Source organism: candidate division WOR-3 bacterium, from assembly GCA_039802205.1.
Lineage (GTDB): Bacteria > Hydrothermota > Tepidihabitantia > SM23-42 > JAOAFX01 > JAOAFX01.
Map to the genome: position 1 here is coordinate 26,822 of JBDRWD010000008.1, position 16,886 is coordinate 43,707.

14 protein-coding genes are annotated in these 16,886 nt (G+C 42.4%); 7 read left to right on the plus strand and 7 right to left on the minus strand.

Features of this window, described 5'->3' with window-relative positions; all coding sequences use genetic code 11:
- Position 1: 1 nt before the first annotated feature.
- The 5 genes from proC to argR all read right to left on the minus strand — a co-directional run bounded on the left by proC (position 2) and on the right by argR (position 5,851).
- Complete coding sequence (gene proC, locus ABIL39_02895) at positions 2-814, minus strand: pyrroline-5-carboxylate reductase (GenBank protein ID MEO0165065.1); 813 nt, start codon at positions 812-814, stop codon at positions 2-4.
- 202 nt (positions 815-1,016) lie between these two features.
- Positions 1,017-2,420, minus strand: a complete 1,404-nt coding sequence (gene argH, locus ABIL39_02900; GenBank protein ID MEO0165066.1) for an argininosuccinate lyase — start codon at positions 2,418-2,420, stop codon at positions 1,017-1,019.
- The gene (locus tag ABIL39_02905; GenBank protein MEO0165067.1) at positions 2,413-3,783 is read right to left on the minus strand and encodes an acetyl ornithine aminotransferase family protein; all 1,371 of its coding nucleotides are present in this window, start codon (positions 3,781-3,783) and stop codon (positions 2,413-2,415) included. The genes argH and ABIL39_02905 overlap by 8 nt, the downstream gene beginning before the upstream one ends.
- Before the next feature lie 9 nt (positions 3,784-3,792).
- Positions 3,793-5,031: an argininosuccinate synthase gene (locus tag ABIL39_02910; GenBank protein MEO0165068.1), complete on the minus strand. Its 1,239-nt coding sequence runs from the start codon at positions 5,029-5,031 to the stop codon at positions 3,793-3,795.
- Between the two features lie 337 nt (positions 5,032-5,368).
- On the minus strand, positions 5,369-5,851 hold the full coding sequence (gene argR / locus ABIL39_02915; GenBank protein ID MEO0165069.1) for an arginine repressor: 483 nt from the start codon (positions 5,849-5,851) through the stop codon (positions 5,369-5,371).
- Positions 5,852-5,939: 88 nt separating this feature from the next.
- Here argR and recF point away from each other — a divergent pair, with 88 nt between their 5' ends.
- The 7 genes from recF to ABIL39_02950 are packed head-to-tail and all read left to right on the plus strand — an operon-like array spanning position 5,940 to position 13,749.
- On the plus strand, positions 5,940-6,980 hold the full coding sequence (gene recF / locus ABIL39_02920) for a DNA replication and repair protein RecF (GenBank protein MEO0165070.1): 1,041 nt from the start codon (positions 5,940-5,942) through the stop codon (positions 6,978-6,980).
- A 4-nt stretch (positions 6,981-6,984) separates the two neighbouring features.
- Complete coding sequence (locus ABIL39_02925) at positions 6,985-7,266, plus strand: DUF721 domain-containing protein (GenBank protein MEO0165071.1); 282 nt, start codon at positions 6,985-6,987, stop codon at positions 7,264-7,266.
- Between the two features lie 9 nt (positions 7,267-7,275).
- A complete protein-coding gene (gene gyrB / locus ABIL39_02930) occupies positions 7,276-9,189 on the plus strand; it encodes a DNA topoisomerase (ATP-hydrolyzing) subunit B (GenBank protein ID MEO0165072.1) in 1,914 nt (637 codons plus the stop codon).
- Positions 9,190-9,198: 9 nt separating this feature from the next.
- The gene (locus tag ABIL39_02935; protein MEO0165073.1) at positions 9,199-10,266 is read left to right on the plus strand and encodes a M42 family metallopeptidase; all 1,068 of its coding nucleotides are present in this window, start codon (positions 9,199-9,201) and stop codon (positions 10,264-10,266) included.
- Positions 10,267-10,274: 8 nt separating this feature from the next.
- A complete protein-coding gene (locus tag ABIL39_02940) occupies positions 10,275-10,766 on the plus strand; it encodes a transposase (GenBank protein ID MEO0165074.1) in 492 nt (163 codons plus the stop codon).
- 33 nt (positions 10,767-10,799) lie between these two features.
- Positions 10,800-12,344, plus strand: coding sequence for a YifB family Mg chelatase-like AAA ATPase (locus ABIL39_02945; GenBank protein MEO0165075.1), 1,545 nt, complete (start codon positions 10,800-10,802; stop codon positions 12,342-12,344).
- Positions 12,325-13,749, plus strand: a complete 1,425-nt coding sequence (locus tag ABIL39_02950) for an aminotransferase class V-fold PLP-dependent enzyme (protein MEO0165076.1) — start codon at positions 12,325-12,327, stop codon at positions 13,747-13,749. Before ABIL39_02945 ends, ABIL39_02950 begins: the two co-directional genes overlap by 20 nt.
- Positions 13,750-13,788: 39 nt before the next feature.
- Here ABIL39_02950 and ABIL39_02955 read toward each other — a convergent pair whose 3' ends face one another.
- On the minus strand, positions 13,789-15,390 hold the full coding sequence (locus ABIL39_02955; protein MEO0165077.1) for a T9SS type A sorting domain-containing protein: 1,602 nt from the start codon (positions 15,388-15,390) through the stop codon (positions 13,789-13,791).
- Between the two features lie 10 nt (positions 15,391-15,400).
- On the minus strand, positions 15,401-16,690 hold the full coding sequence (gene asnS / locus ABIL39_02960) for an asparagine--tRNA ligase (protein MEO0165078.1): 1,290 nt from the start codon (positions 16,688-16,690) through the stop codon (positions 15,401-15,403).
- Positions 16,691-16,886 lie beyond the last annotated feature (196 nt).

The following is a 16,886-nucleotide window of genomic DNA, read 5'->3' on the forward strand; positions in this document are numbered from 1 at the left end:
TTTATGATTTTTTAAACAACTGCCCTGCCTTTTCCGCAGAGGTCTTTATCCCCTGGATAATTGCAGAACTGAATCCTTCGTGCTCCATTTGATTCAATCCGGCAATTGTACAGCCCCTCGGGGTTGTTACTTTATCCACTTCCTGCTCTGGATGATGATTAAATTCAAGCAATAATTTTGCCGCACCGAGTGCGGTCTGTGCCGACATAAATATTGCGTCTTCAGGATGAAAACCTATTTCAATCCCGCCCTGTGCCGCTGCCCTTATCCCCCTTAAAAAGAATGCAACACCACAGGCACACAGGGCGGTCGCCGCAATCATATCATCTTCAGGAATTATTTTAGTCCTACCCAGTGTATCAAAAAGTTCCTTTATAAAATTAATGTGCGGTTCGGCTTTTTTGTTGAAGGCAAGGCAGGTCATCGATTCTTGCACGGCAATAGCAGTATTAGGCATCGCCCTGATAATTGGTAGTTTCTTGCCAATTTTTTCCTCAATCGCACTAATCGGAACTCCGGTCACCACCGAAATTAATATATGGTGGCTGGATTGAAGAACAGTTTTAACCTCGCCAAGCAGTTGCATTATTTCATCAGGCCGTACCGTGAGAAAAATATATTTAGCATTTTTAACTGCATTTCGATTATCGGTAGTTACATTAAAGCCTTTTTTTCTCAAATCACTCAGACCATCAATCCTACGTCTTGTTATCACAATCTGCTCTGGCTTATATTTTTTAGACTTCACAAGACCAATAGCGATTGCCGAACCAATATTTCCACCACCCAGAATAGCTACATTTATATTTTTCATCAAATGCTCCTTTCGCATTGATTATATTTACAATGTTTTCTATTTCAAGCACCAGGTTCTTAAACGGTATTATCCATTATCTGTTTCAATGCGTAGACGATAAATTTTTATGCAAACCTAAAGGTTTGCCATACATTTTTCCTTATTGCATACTCAATATAGGACAAGGCTTCAGCCTTGCAAATAAATTCTGTATTATGTATCAGACATTATATCTCACCCATTGTAAATTTTTGGCGATGTATCTCTTTATCTCACTAATGGACTGTGTTACATTCTTTAAACCAGTACTACCCTCAGAAATCTTTGCCCGTACCGAGAATTCAGGTCTCATCTTATCAGCAATTATCTCAGGTGAAAATTTTGTCTTATGACTTAATAGGCGTATAAAATTCTGGACCTCACCATTAGTTTCCCTTATACATTCAGCAATGAGATTATATATGTCGCGGAATCGGTAGCCATTTTTTACAAAGAATTCAACGAGATCCGTGGCACAAATGAAATTTGGAGTTTTCAGCCAGTCTCTATTGGATTTGAATTTTGTATTAAGCAAGACCACCCTTAGAATATTCAGACAGTCAAGGCATTCTTTAATTTGATTAAAGAGTATCGGCTTCAATTCCTGTAAATCACGGTTATAAGATGATGTTATCCCTTTTATAATCACCAGCCCACCTGTCAAATTTCCGATTGCCTTTGCGGACTTTGCCCGCAATAATTCACATACATCCTGGTTCTTTTTTTGAGGCATAATGCTTGAACCGGTGACAACCGCATCATCAAATTCCACAATCTTAAATTCATTAGTGCTGAAGATTATCAAATCAGTAGCCAGCATGGAGATATGGAGCATCAGCCGCGTAATGTAGTATAAAACATCTATCATAAAATCCCGGTCTGACACGCCATCAAGGGCATTCTCACAAATTTTATTGAAGCCGAGTCTCTTTGCAAGGAACCTTCTATCAATTGGAATTGATGTCCCGGCAAATGCACAACTACCCAATGGTGAAACATTTATCCATTTATTGAGCAGCGCCAATTGTTCAAAATCACGCTGGAATTTATAGAAGTAACTGGCAAGGTAGAAAGAAACGAGCATGGGCTGCGCCTGCTGGAGATGGGTGTAACCAGGAATGATTACATCCTGGTATTTCACTGCCTGATTTAAGATTTCCTTTTGCAAACCAACAATGCCTTTTAATATCTTTTTAACCGCATCCCGACAATACATCCGCAATTCAGTCGCAATCAAATCATTTCTGCTCCGCGCGGTATGTAGTTTTTCCGCAATCAAACCGATTTCTTTCCTCAACTGGAACTCCACATTCATATGGGCATCTTCAAGTTCCGTTGCTAATCTAAATTTCCCTCTTTTAAAGTCACTCAATATTTTATTGAGTCCGGTCTTAATCTTTAAGAATTCAGATGCTGAGATAATCCGCTGCTTCCGCAACATTACGGCATGGGCCAAAGAACAGGCTATATCATATTCAACAAGATTTTGGTCATCCATAGTTGAATCAGTAAATAGCAGAACCTGTCGGCATACTCTCCTTTTGACCCTTTTCTGCCAGACGGGATTTTTTTTGTTCTTAGGCACTCTTGATTTTCGCATATTTATTTGCGGCCTCAGCGCAGGCAGATTCAAAGATACCAAATCCTTTTTCAAGCAGGCTCATCGGAATATTTAAAGCAGGAACAAATCGGATGGAAGAAAATCCGCAGGGCATAAGGACAAGCCCTTTCTGGAAGCAGTATTCGGTTATATAGTCAGCAAGTTCTGCATTCGGTTTCTTGGTAAATGGGTCGGTAATAAATTCACAGGCGATAAACATTCCCCGCCCCCGCACATCACCGATGAATTCATATTTTGACTTCAATTCCTCAAGACGCTTTTTCATATATTTTCCTTTTTCATTTGCTGCAGCAACCAGTTGTTCTTCTTCTATCACTTCCAGTGTTGCAAGCGCAGAAGCGCAACATACTGGATTGCCGCCGAAGGTATTTGAATGGGCACCTTTTACCTTGAAATCAAATTTTGCATCGTAGATCGCTGCACCGATTGGTAGACCTGATGCCAGTCCTTTTGCCATCGTGATAATATCCGGGATAACACCCGTATACTCTATTGCAAAGAATTTCCCGGTCCTTCCCAACCCGGTCTGTACCTCATCATCAATCAAAAGAATCCCATATTTTGTCGCAATCTTTCTCAATTCCTGGATAAACTCATCCGGTGGCACGATATATCCACCTTCACCCTGTATCGGTTCAACAAGTATTCCCGCGATCTCTTCAGGAGAGACGAGTTGTTTGAAATATACCTCTTCAATTATCTTTGCACACCAGATATCACATTTGGGATACTCCTCATGGTATGCACACCGATAGCAATAGGCATAAGGCAGTTGCCAGACCCCTGGCATCATTGGAAAATACCTTTCACGCTGGACCACCTTACAACCCATAAATGCATTTGCACCCATGGTCCTGCCATGGAACCCACCAATAAAACCTATGAATTGGTTCCGTTTTGTTGACCACTTACTAATCTTTATTGCTGCCTCAACCGCCTCTGCCCCGGAATTGGCGAAAAAGACCTTTTTGGGAAATTTTCCCGGGGTGATTTCGGTCAACCGTTTAGCAAGATTTGCCTGCACCTCATACGAAAAATCGGTTCCCGCAAAATAAATAAAATCTTTGATCTGATTTTTGATCGCCTTTATAACCTTCGGATGTCCAATGCCAATATTTGTCACACAAACGCCGGTCGTAAAATCGATAAATTTATTCCCATCAACATCTTCTACGATTGAACCTTTCCCCTTTTTTATCACAAGAGGAAGATGTTTGGTCGTGGTTGCAAGATATTTTTCTTCCATTTCAATAATCTTACTTCCGTTCTTTCCCGGAACCCTTTGCTTTATGTCCGGGATTTTTGATTTTTTCTTTTCATCAGACATTTTTTTCTCCTATATTGTTGGTACCTGGACAACTGGTTTTCCTGATTCTGAAAACACTTTTTGTTCTGCCGAGACCTTTGAATAAACTTTAAGCGGCAATGACCATATCTCAATAAATCCCTTGGAATGTGTCTGATCAAATTCATCAATCCCTTCATAGGTCGCGAGATTCTTTAAATAAAGCCCCTTTTCTGATGAACGACCCACAACCGTTGCCGAACCTTTATACAATTTCATCCTGACTGTCCCAGAGACATTTTTCTGGGTTTCTTCAATAAATGCCGAGATTGCCTGGCGCAACGGACTGAACCAGAGACCATTGTAAACCAGCTCCGAAAACAAATTCTCAAGCATTGGCTTGAAATGTAAGACATCCCTGGTCAGAACCAGTTTTTCCAAATCCTGGTGCGCCTTGATGAGAATGACTGCAGCGGGTGCCTCATAGACCTCACGGGATTTTATCCCAACGAGTCGCGATTCAATATGGTCAATCCTGCCGATACCATGTTTTCCACCAATTTCATTTAATTGTATTATCAGATTAAGAAGGCTCATCGCGACACCATTTAAAGAAACTGGCACTCCTTGTTTAAATTCTATCTCAATATATTCAGGCTCATCTGGTGCCTCCTGCGGAGATTTTGTCCACAAAAATGCCTCGTCGGGTGGTTCCCGGGTCTCATCCTCGATGGGTCCGCATTCAATACTCCTCCCCCAGAGATTCTCATCTATTGAATAAACCGATTTCTTCTCTTCAACCGGAATATTATGCTTCTTTGCATACTCTATCTCATAATCGCGCTTGAGATTGAATTCCCGCATCGGCGCAATTATTTTCAAATCTGGATTCAATGCGGCAATCCCACATTCAAAACGTACCTGGTCATTCCCTTTGCCAGTGCAACCATGGGCGATGTAATCAGCACCAATCCTTTCAGCAATCTTTACAAGATGTTTAACAATCAATGGTCGGGCAAGTGCAGTGGCAAGCGGATAGGCTCCTTCATACAAGGCATTTGCCTTTAGTGCCGGAATGATATAATCCCGGACAAATTCTTCTTTGGCATCATAGATGAATGCCTGAACCGCACCAATCATTAAGGCTTTGTCCCTTATCTCCTGTATGTCCTCATTCTGACCCACATCAACAGTCAGGGTGGCAACCTGTGTCTGATAGTTCTCTTCTATCATCTTGATTGCCACCGTCGTATCAAGACCGCCTGAATAGGCGAGTAAGACCTTTTTCATTATGCCTCCTTTTTGCATAATTATTCATAAAAAGTGAATAATTATATTTAAAATTGGGGAAATGTCAAGGGAGAAATGAAATACAAAAAATTTACGGTGGTTCTATTGAAAATGCAAGAATAATTGCAAACCTAAAGGTTTGCCCTACATGCTAAAAAACAATTTCAATGTAGGACAAGGCTTTAGCCTTGCGGAATAATACTACTAATAAAGGCGAATTAGCATAAGGACAAAAAGAACAGTTAAGGTGCCACCACGAGGTCAGCGTAGGCCGATTCAAACCCTGTGAATGTTGGGATGAAAATGCCAAAATGGTGATGATCAGAAGATAGAGATATTACTCAGTCTTTGGCTTCACCAACAAATCTTGAAATCGCTTTTTTACTTTTTTAGTATTATCGGCTGAATCAACAACAACCAAAATTGTATCATCGCCGGCAACGGTACCAAGGATGTGTTCCATCTCAGCAAGGTCAATGACTCGTGCTACACCCTGTGCCTCTCCTGGAGGGGTTTTAATCAAAATCAAATTTCCTGTATCCTTGATATCCCGGACCAGATTTAGAAACTTATTCTTCAATTCCCTTTCTGGGGGATTTACTTCCTCAGCAATTTTATAAATATAGTTCCCCAGCCCTTTCGCGACCTTAATAACTCCGATTTCGCGTAAATCCCGTGAAAGTGTTGCTTGAGTAACTGGGATACTGCATTTTTTAAGTTCATTAACAAGTTGTTCTTGGGTAGCAATTTCCTTTGTTTCAATCAATTCCCGTATCTTCTGCTGGCGTATTTTTTTTATTTTGAACTTTTCCCAAGGCATGGTTGATTATACAAATAATAATCAAAATGTCAAGACTTGACACAAAAATTTTCTTGACTTTTAAGGGAAAATATATATAATATTATCAATGATACTACAGGAGTTAGAATATGAAGGATTTCGCAATCTGATGGATGCGAAATTGTCTTTCTGTGCCGGATTGAACATCATCACCGGGGACAATGGTGCCGGCAAAACCAATCTTCTTGAGGCGATTTTCTTTTCCGCTTATGGAACTTCATTCCGCACCCATGACGACCGGAATATGGTTAAATTTAATGCGCCTTTTATGCGGGTAACGGGATTTGCGCCAACCACGATGGCAACTATTTTTTATAACGGCACCAAGAAATTGGCAATAAACGGTAACGAAAAACAAAGGCTGAGCGAATACATCGGCTGGCTTCCCTGTGTGGTCATGTCGGTCAACGATATCTGGATAATCCGGGGTGCCCCAGTGAAAAGAAGAAATTTTTTGGACTGGCTTTTAATCAAAATCCATCCAGTTTATGGAGCTAATCTCAGTGAATACCGGAAAATCCTGCGCCAGCGGAATGCCTTGCTCCGGCAAAATCCTTCCCGGGATTTATTGGAAATCTACAATCACCAATTCGTCCATTGGGCAAATCTAATCTATGAGGAACGACTTAGCATCCTCCCTTATCTCCAGGAAAAAATTAAAACCATAGGCAGGATGCTCGGGCTTGATGAGATTTCATTTGAATATTTCAGTTCCGCACCGGATTTGAAAATAACCCTTGATGACCTGAAAAAGAATGAAAGTAAAGACCTGGAAAGAAGTGAAACCACCATTGGTCCCCATCGCGATGATTTCATAATTAAAATAAATGGTCGTTCGGCACAAAAATATGCCTCCCAGGGTGAATGCCGGTTACTGGCAATCCTATTGAGACTGATTGAGTGTGAAATAATAAAACAAAAGACAAATCAAGAACCAGTATATCTCCTTGATGAAGTAACTGGTGAACTTGACCACGCGCACCGGAAAAAAATCTTTGAATTGATAAGAGGCCAAATCTTCTTCGCCACCGTTCAGGATCTTGACGATCTACCATTTGTTGAAAGAAAAAAAATTGTGCTAAAGCGAGGGGCAATTGCGATATCCTGAAAAGATGGATAAAATTCTACCCCGGGTTTTGAGAACGCTCGATTTAGAGGAACGGCTTAAAGAGATAGAAATCTTGAAACAGTGGCCCGCTATAGTAGGTGAAAAGATTGCGCGTCATGCCCGGGCTATAAATATCAACCAGGCAAATCTCTATGTGGCAGTAGATAACCCTCTATGGCAGGTAGAATTATTTCTTTTAAAGAATAACATCATCAAGAAATTTAACGAGTTAGGTGCGCATTTAAAAGATGTTAAATTTATCCTTAAAAAGGAGGATGCCACTTAAGGAGCAATTATGGAAGAAGAAAAGAAAAATAAAGTTGAAGAAAAATATGATGCCTCGCAAATTCAAATTTTAAAAGGTTTGGAAGCTGTCCGGCGCCGTCCGGCAATGTATATCGGCGATGTGGGAATCCGGGGTTTACATCATCTCATCTTTGAGGTCGTTGACAATAGTGTGGATGAGGCACTCGCCGGTCATTGCGATCATATCATTGTGAAGATCGATAAAGATATCGTGGAGGTTGAGGACAATGGTCGGGGGATTCCTACCGACATCCACCCTACCCAGAAAAAGTCCGCCCTTGAAGTGGTGATGACCATGCTCCATGCGGGTGGAAAATTTGATGATAAAGTCTATCGCATCAGCGGTGGACTCCACGGGGTTGGGGTCTCGGCGGTGAATGCCCTCTGCGAATTTCTGGAAGCAGAGGTCTATCGGGACGGCAAGATTTATTTCCAGCGCTATCACCGGGGTGAACCCGAAGAGCCGGTAAAGGTCATTGGCAAGACCAAAAAGCGCGGAACCAAGATACGCTTCAAACCCGATAAAGAAATCTTTCGGAAAGTGGAATTTAACAAAGAAATTGTCGCCCAGCGGCTAAGAGAAATTGCCTTTTTGAATAAAGGACTCAAGATTGACTTTGAAGATGTGAAATCCGGCACCAAAGAAAGATTTTACTCTACCGAAGGGGTTCTGGATCTTGTCAAATACCTTGATTCAGGAAGGCAGCGCTTGCATAAACCTTTCTATGTCCATGAGGTACAAAACGGTATTGAAATTGAAATTGCGATGGAATACAACGATTCTTATCTGGAGAATATCTTCACCTTTGCTAATACAATAAACACCCACGAAGGGGGAACACACCTCATCGGGTTTAAATCGGCATTAACCAGGACTTTGAACGAATACGCCCGCAAACACAATCAATTAAAGGATGACCTCGTATTCACCGGTGAGGATACCCGCGAGGGTTTGACCGCGGTGATATCAATAAAAATAAAAGAACCACAGTTTGAAGGTCAGACCAAAACCAAATTAGGTAATCCTGAAGCGAAAGGCGCAGTCGAATCCTTGATGAACGAAAAATTCTATGCCTTTCTTGAAGAAAATCCTCGAATTGCCAATGTGATCATAAATAAAGTGCTCACGGCAGCAAAATCCAGAGAAGCCGCGCGCAAAGCACGGGAATTGACGCGGCGCAAATCCCTTATAGATAGTGAATTTCTTCCGGGTAAGCTCGCAGATTGTTCTTCAGAAAATCCAAACGAAAGTGAAATATTTGTAGTTGAAGGTGATTCAGCCGGAGGTAGTGCAAAACAGGGTCGGGACCGTCGGTTCCAGGCGATATTACCATTGCGCGGCAAAATCCTCAATGTGGAAAAGAGTGGTTTAAATAAGATCTTGAGCAATGAAGAAATCCGAACTTTAATCTCTGCCCTCGGTTGCGGTATCGGGGAGGAAGATTTTGATATCTCTAAATTACGCTATAAAAAGATTGTGATCATGACCGATGCCGATGTCGATGGTGCCCATATCCGGACCCTGCTTTTGACCTTCTTCTTCCGGTTTATGAAAGAGTTGATTGATGCGGGTGTGATTTATATTGCGCAGCCACCCCTCTATCGAGTGCGCTACGATAAAAAAGAGGAATATTTATACTCTGACGAAGAATTACAGAAATTCTTGAAAAAACATTCCGGAGAAAAATATGAAATTCAGCGCTACAAGGGTCTGGGTGAAATGAATCCTGAGCAACTCTGGAAAACGACTATGGATCCAGAGCGGAGGATATTAAAAAGGGTAACGATGGAAGACGCTGCCGAAGCCGATCGATTATTTTCCATCCTCATGGGGGATGAAGTAGAGCCGCGGAGAAAATTTATTGAAGAAAATGCCAAATTTGTGGAAAATCTGGATATTTAGGGAGGACGAATGAGTCATTTAGAAAGTTTAAAGGAGCTGTCCGAAGCGTTTGGTATCTCGGGCTACGAAGACGATGTCGTCGCAATATTAAAAAGCAAATTTGAAAGGCATGCCCGCATTTTGCGCGACCGTATCGGTAGCATCATTGCCGAGAAAAAAGGAACAAGCGAAAGTCCCAAGATTATGTTTGCTGCCCATATGGATGAGATTGGTTTTATTGTTAAAGAAGTAACCAAAGAAGGTTTCATCAAATTTCTACCCATTGGCGGCTGGTGGGATGGGAGTTTACCGGGTATGCGGGTACACATAAAAAACAAAAAGGGTGAATTGATCCCCGGGGTCATCGGTTTAAAACCTATTCACGAATTATCCCCAGAAGAACGTAAAAAATTACCCGATATCGAGCAGATGTATATTGATGTGGGAGCAACGAAGGAATTCCAGGTTTCGGAAAAACTCGGCATAAAGCCCGGGGATCCGATAGCACCCGTGGGTGCATTCGAGACGATGGCGAATACCGATCTCCTTCTTGCGAAAGCCTGGGATGACCGGGTCGGTTGTGCACTCCTTGTCGATGCCCTTGAACAACTGGTGGCGATTGACCACCCCAACACGGTTTATCTCGTGGGGACGGTTCAGGAAGAAGTAGGATTGAGGGGTGCCCGGACTTCGGCCTCTTTAATTCAACCGGATGTTGCCTTTGCCTTAGATGTAAGCATCTGTCGGGATACCCCCGGGAATGGTGCTGAGGTGAGCGAAAAACTTGGTGCAGGGGTTGCAATCCTGATCTATGACCGCACGATGATACCCCATAAAAATTTAAGAGACTTCGTTATTGAACTCGCTGAGACAAATAATATTCCTTACCATCTCACTTCCATCAAAGGAGGATATGATACCGGCGCGATCCATTTAACCAATTTTGGTGTTCCCAGTTTAGCCTTAGGAATACCGACAAGATATGTCCATACCGCATCGAGTATCATATCTTATGAAGATTATGTGCGGTTACTAAATTTAATCATCCTCATCATCAAAAATTTAAACCGCGAGGTGTTGGAACAGATTTTAAAATAGGAGGAGCAATGCCCAAGCGGGTAATAAAACCAGGGGCGATATATTACATTTGGACCACGACCAAGGACTGTGTGGAAATTTTCAACGATCCCCACTGGGCACGGTTTTTACTCTTATCCATCGGTTATCATCGCTATATGCTCAATTACAGAATTTTCGGGTATCTTATCATGCCTGAATCATTTTATGTAATAATCCAACCTGGAAAGATGTTCAGTGTCTCTAAAATCATGAAATTGATCAAAGGGAACTTTGCCCGCAAGTATAACGAAGTCAAAAAACGGGAAGGAACAGTGTGGGCGCAGAGTTTTGAAGCAGAGATTGTCGAAAATATGAATGAACTAAAAGAACGGCTTGAGTATATCCACATGCAGCCGGTGACCCGCGGACTGGTTCAGAACCCTGGCGAATATGAATTTTCAAGTTACAATAATTATTCCCGTGCCCGGCGGACCACTGTCCAGTTGGTTATTGACCCACTGCCGGAAGATTTCAAATAATTGACATAATATCTTTTTTGATTATAATCACCCATGCTTTCCCGGGTGCTTTCCTGTGCTACATTTGGGATCGAAGGCTATCTGGTAAATGTAGAAGTAGATCTATCGGGTGGCCTTCCGGCTTTTACCACCGTTGGCCTTCCCGATAACGCAGTTAAAGAATCAAAAGACCGGGTCTATGCAGCGATCAAAAACGCTGGTTTTCGTTTTCCCTCAAAGCGGATCACAGTGAATTTAGCCCCGGCAGATATAAAAAAAGAGGGCTCAAGTTTTGATTTACCAATTGCTATCGGTATCCTTGCCGCTTCCCAAACCATTCGCACCAGTGGATTGGAACGCTACGCTATCTTAGGTGAATTATCTCTTGATGGCTCATTGAGGCCTATAAAGGGGGCAATCTCTATTTCGCTTGCGGCACAAGCAAACAAACTTGAAGGATTGATTTTGCCCTCAGCCAACGCCCGCGAAGCAGCGATTGTGGAAGGAATAAATGTCTATGGATTTGACAATCTTATTGAAGTCGTAGCGTTTCTGAATGGTGAACTCCAGGTCAATCCTGTTACGGTCAACCGCGAGGAGATATTTAAAGCCGTCTCCAAATATCCCATAGACTTTGCAGAAGTCAAAGGTCAATACCATGCCAAAAGGGCATTGGAGATCGCTGCCGCCGGTGGTCATAATATCTTAATGATTGGTCCGCCTGGTACTGGCAAGACGATGCTAGCAAGGAGGTTGGTGACAATTCTCCCCCCGATGACATTACAGGAAGCCTTGGAAACGACCAAAATCCATTCGGTCGCTGGAATTCTGCCACCGGGCGAATCACTCATTGGCACCCGGCCATTTAGGGCACCTCATCATACCATTTCGGATGCGGGAATCATCGGTGGGGGTCATATCCCTAAACCAGGAGAGGTTTCGCTTGCCCATAATGGCGTGTTGTTCCTTGATGAGCTTCCGGAATTCCATAAAAATGTGCTGGAGGTATTGCGCCAGCCACTTGAAGATGGATTTGTAACCATCGGTCGTGCCAAAGTGACCCTAACTTATCCGGCCCGTTTTATGCTCGCGGCGGCGATGAATCCGTGTCCTTGCGGATATTTTACCGATCCATATCACGAATGTCGCTGTACGCCACTCCAAATCCAACACTATCGAGCCAAAATCTCCGGTCCCCTTCTGGATCGTATTGATATCCATATTGAAGTTCCGGCTCTGAAATATGATGAATTGAAATCCGCACAGAGCGGGGAGACTTCGGAAGAGATCAAAAAGAGAGTGACCCGGGCCCGTGAGATTCAGCTTCAAAGGTTTAAAGATACCAAAAGGAAAATCTTCTGTAATGCCCATATGGAAGCAAAAGAAATTAGAAAGTATTGCACAATAGATGAGGAGTGTCAAAATCTGCTCAAAACGGCCATAGAAAAATTTGGACTCTCTGCCCGTGCCTATGATAAAATTCTGAAAGTGGCTCGGACTATTGCGGATTTGGAGGAAAGCGAAGAAATTAAAGTGCCTCATATTGCTGAGGCCATCCAGTACCGGAGTCTTGATAAAGATGTCTGGCAAAAATTATAAATTATCATTGAAAAAATTAGCAAAACAGATCATTGGTATAGATGAAGAAGTTCCACTTTTAGATGGTTCAAGACGAAGGTATATAAATTTTGATAATGCAGCGAGCACACCAGCACTGTTGCCGGTCCAGAAAAAAGTTGGTGAATTCTTGAAATGGTATTCCAATGTCCACCGTGGCACCGGTTTTAAATCGCAAATCTCTTCCTGGGTTTTCGAAGAAGCAAGAAATATCATTGCTGATTTTGTCAAAGCCGATGAGCACTGTTGTGTAATATTCTGTAAAAACACCACCGAAGCGATAAACAAGCTTTCCAGTCGGTTACAATGTCCAGCATTAGGTAAAGAGAAGCCTATCGTCCTGACGACGATTATGGAACACCATTCTAATGAGTTACCCTGGCGCAAGGTTGCTCAAGTCATTCATGTGGAATTAAATCCCGATGGGACGATCGACAAGAATGACTTTTATGAAAAACTAAAGAAATATGCGGGTAGGATTCAACTTGTGGCAGTCAGCGGCGCTTCCAATGTCACCGGATATATCAATCCCATCCATGAATTTGCCCGTCGAGTCCATGAAATAGGTGCCCAGATCGCCGTAGATGCCGCCCAGTTGGCTCCCCATCGGCCTATTGACATGAAACCTAAAAGCGATCCGGAACACATTGATTATCTTGCCTTTTCGGCACATAAAATGTATGCGCCATATGGTATAGGGGTGCTGGTGGGTGATAAATCAGCCTTTTTGTATGGCACCCCGGATGATGTCGGAGGTGGGACGGCCGATATCGTGGATCTGGAAAGTGCCTACTGGAAAGACCTGCCGGAACGGGAAGAAGCTGGAACCCCAGACATAATTGGTGTCGTCGCTCTGGCAGAAGTGATAAGATTGATTCAAAAAGTGGGTTTTGACCAGATCATTGCTCATGAAACGGAACTGACGGCTTATGCCCTTGAAAAATTGAATGAAATACCTGAAATAATCATCTATGGTGACCGTGATCCCAAAAATGCCCATAACCGCCTCGGGGTGATATCTTTCAACATCCGAGGTATGCACCATGCCCTGGTCGCTGCCATCTTAAGTTACGAAGGGGGAATCGGGGTGCGCAACGGCTGTTTCTGCGCCCATCCATATGTCAAATGTCTGCTTGGTGTTACACCAGAAGAGGCAAAAAAGATTGAACAGATGATAATAAATCGTGACCGTTCCGAAGTTCCTGGAGCAGTCCGCATAAGTTTCGGAATATACAACACCAAAGAGGAAATAGACTATCTCATTGAAATGTTACAAAAAATCATAAAAAAAGAATATCGAGGAAATTATATTTTAAATAAAGAACGGGGTGAATACCATCCCGAAAATTTTGAATTCCGCTTCCACGAACTTTTCAATTTTGATTAAAATATTGCGCGGGAATTTAATTGCCGCCTTCAGAAAAAATCACTTTATTACCACCAGTTTTTCAGTCCATATTTGGTTATCCGGATAATATATTTTAATAAAATAAACGCCCGGTGCATTTATCTCCACCTTTTTCCCGTTCTGTTCCTGAATCATTCTGCCCGAAGCATCAAATACCTGAATTCTTATTACAGGTAGATCTGTTCTGATCACAAAATTTCCGTTATTAGGATTGGAAAAATGAAAATCCGTCAATTCCCTATCACGGGTTTGAGCAATACCTTGATTCAACGTATTCAAGAATAAAAAATTACCCCTGGTTTGATGCCAGTTGGTAACAAGCAGATCAAGGTTTTTTGAATATGTATAATCAACCCAGATTGTTTCTGGTTGAGTAATAATATTCGCAATTGATAGCCAGCCATCCGTATATGAAAAGCAGTACTGATTTCTATTCAAGTCACCACTTGATCTTCTCACTCTTGTGATATTCCTTATCCAGCGTTTGTTTAGATAGAAAACTCGCCTCGTTGGTGTCACAATATGCGGTTCATTTATGATTGCTGCCGGTTGGTTATTATCAACATCGCCAAAAACAATGTTTTCACAGACCAGTTGATATGGATTTGATGGACTCCATTGCCAGGATGGTGTCAAAGGGAATGTGCCACCGAGATTTTCAAACACCTTCACTGATTCCCACCAGCCACCAGCCGCAAGGTCTAAATCGCCATCCTGGTCTACATCGCCCAAGGCAACACAAGAATAATAAGTTAGGTTCTGACTGGTCCAGGAAGGATTTGGTGATAAATTTGTTCCGTTGTTAAGATATAACTGACAATTGCTCTGCCCGCCGAGCTGCCCATTGTTGGCACATACCATATCTAAGTCTCCGTCATTATCTATATCGCCAAAAGCAAGCTTTAAGGTATTTAATGAATTGGCTGAGTACCAATAGGGCATGGATTCTAAAATACCATTGGTATTACGATATATCAAATTTGGACCCAATTCTGCAGCAAGTCCCAAATCTAAATCACCATCATTATCAATATCCACCCAGGCGACATCATAGAAGTAAGAAGCGATATTTGATTCCCAGATCGCCATGGTATCAAAAATACCGTTTTGATTTAGATAAACTTTAGCCTTCTGGGCGCTATCACCATACGATTCGCCACAAGCCACTGCCAGATCCAAATCTCCATCTCCATCCATATCCCCGAGCGCACAGGCGAATGAATTATCGCGGTCGTGAGGTCGCCATGAAGAACTGGATTGGAAAGTTCCGGAAAAATTATAATAAAATTTGTCATATTGTGGAGTATAAGGGTCGCCATAATTGGCTACTGCCAAGTCCGGATAACCATCGTAATTTATATCGCCCAAACTGATATGGGCATTATAGCCTACATCAGAAGATTGCCAACCCGCTATCCGCTGGAGTGTGTCATTATAGTTATAGTTTACTTTATTTCTATTCTGCGCCATGTCATTGCCATTTCCGGTGATAAAATCAAGGTCACCATCTAAATCAACATCAACAAGTGCTCCACCTGTTGAATAATCAGAATCAATAGATTCCCAGTTTGGCTGATTGGGATAGGGGATTATTGAAAAAAGCAAAATTATAAAGACCATGCCACCTCTCTTATGGATATATTTTTTCCAGCATCCTGGGGAAAGGAATAGCTTCGCGTACATGTGGAATTTTACAAATCCAAGCAACAGTCCGCTCCAAACCTAAACCAAAGCCGCTATGGGGACAAGTTCCGTATTTTCTCAAATCCAGATACCACCGGTATGCCTCCTCAGGCAGATTATATTCCTTAATTCTTTTTAAGAGAATTTCATAATCATCCTCCCGCTGCCCTCCTCCAATGATTTCACCGTACCCTTCTGGAGCAAGCATATCAACACTCAACGAAAGTGTCTCATCGGTAGGATCCCTCTTCATATAGAATGCCTTGCATTGGGCTGGATAATGATGAACCAGCACCGGGCGGTCAAAGCTTTCGCTAAGCAAGGTCTCCTGGGGTGCACCAAAATCCTCACCATATTTAAAAGTCGGGTCTTTCTTATGAATTAAATCCACCGCCTCTTTATAGGTGATCCTCGGAAAGGGTTTTTTGATATTTTCCAGTTTGCTCGTATCACGCTCAAGAATCTTTAACTCTTCTTTTCTCTGTTCCAGGACGCGTGCTACGATATAGACCACAAAATCCTCTTCAAGCTCCATCAAGCCATCAAGTTCCAGATAAGCTACCTCCGGTTCTACCATCCAGAACTCTGTGAGATGCCGCCGGGTTTTCGATTTCTCTGCCCGAAAGGTCGGACCAAAACAATAAACCTTCCCGAGGGCGGCGGCGGTTGCTTCATTGTATAACTGACCACTCTGAGTCAAATAAACAGTTTCTCCGTAGTAATCAACCGGAAACAAGGTGGTCGTTCCTTCCACTGAAGCGGGAGTCAGTATTGGAGTATCAGCACAGATAAATCCGCGGTTATCCAGGAAATCTCTTATCGCCTTGATCACGGTATGTCTTATCCTCAGGATGGCATTTTGTTTCTTGGAACGGAGCCAGAGATGGCGAATGGGTAAAAGAAATTCTACCGAATGGGGTTTGGGGGTAATAGGATAATTCTCCGTGAGCTGGATAATCTTCAAATCGGTAGCAACAATCTCAAATCCTCCGGGTGCACGACTATCCTGACGCACTAAACCTTTTATGATTAGCGAAGATTCCTGGGTAATTTTATCAGCAATTTCAAAGATTTCTGGTTTGGCTTCATCTGCGCTGATCACCGACTGGATGATACCTGTTCCATCACGGATGAGCAGAAAGCGAACCTTACCCGAGGACCTTTTATTATAAAGCCAACCCTTGATTTCTACTTCTTTACCTTCATATCGCCCGATTTCTTCAATATAAACCTGCATTATATAATATAATCCAATTTTGTCAAAAAGTCAATCCTAATTTTTTCTGAGTACTCTCCATCTATAAAGCATTTGTAATGGTAATCAATGATTTAGCGTTGTGAAAGGCTTTCGCATTGTATAAATAAAAAATGCCAACCTGAAATTCTTTGGGTGTTAACCGGTAAAATGGTAGGCGCAGGCTTTAGCCTGCGGA

Bases quoted from the DNA above. Each gene is read 5' to 3' on its own strand.
- ABIL39_02945 (MEO0165075.1), top strand. From the start codon at position 10,800: ATGCTTTCCCGGGTGCTTTCCTGTGCTACATTTGGGATCGAAGGCTAT.
- gyrB (MEO0165072.1), top strand. From the start codon at position 7,276: ATGGAAGAAGAAAAGAAAAATAAAGTTGAAGAAAAATATGATGCCTCG.
- ABIL39_02950 (MEO0165076.1), top strand. From the start codon at position 12,325: ATGTCTGGCAAAAATTATAAATTATCATTGAAAAAATTAGCAAAACAG.
- ABIL39_02910 (MEO0165068.1), bottom strand. From the start codon at position 5,031: ATGAAAAAGGTCTTACTCGCCTATTCAGGCGGTCTTGATACGACGGTG.
- ABIL39_02940 (MEO0165074.1), top strand. From the start codon at position 10,275: ATGCCCAAGCGGGTAATAAAACCAGGGGCGATATATTACATTTGGACC.
- proC (MEO0165065.1), bottom strand. From the start codon at position 814: ATGAAAAATATAAATGTAGCTATTCTGGGTGGTGGAAATATTGGTTCG.
- ABIL39_02935 (MEO0165073.1), top strand. From the start codon at position 9,199: ATGAGTCATTTAGAAAGTTTAAAGGAGCTGTCCGAAGCGTTTGGTATC.
- ABIL39_02955 (MEO0165077.1), bottom strand. From the start codon at position 15,390: ATGGTCTTTATAATTTTGCTTTTTTCAATAATCCCCTATCCCAATCAG.
- recF (MEO0165070.1), top strand. From the start codon at position 5,940: ATGATACTACAGGAGTTAGAATATGAAGGATTTCGCAATCTGATGGAT.
- asnS (MEO0165078.1), bottom strand. From the start codon at position 16,690: ATGCAGGTTTATATTGAAGAAATCGGGCGATATGAAGGTAAAGAAGTA.
- argR (MEO0165069.1), bottom strand. From the start codon at position 5,851: ATGCCTTGGGAAAAGTTCAAAATAAAAAAAATACGCCAGCAGAAGATA.
- ABIL39_02905 (MEO0165067.1), bottom strand. From the start codon at position 3,783: ATGTCTGATGAAAAGAAAAAATCAAAAATCCCGGACATAAAGCAAAGG.
- ABIL39_02925 (MEO0165071.1), top strand. From the start codon at position 6,985: ATGGATAAAATTCTACCCCGGGTTTTGAGAACGCTCGATTTAGAGGAA.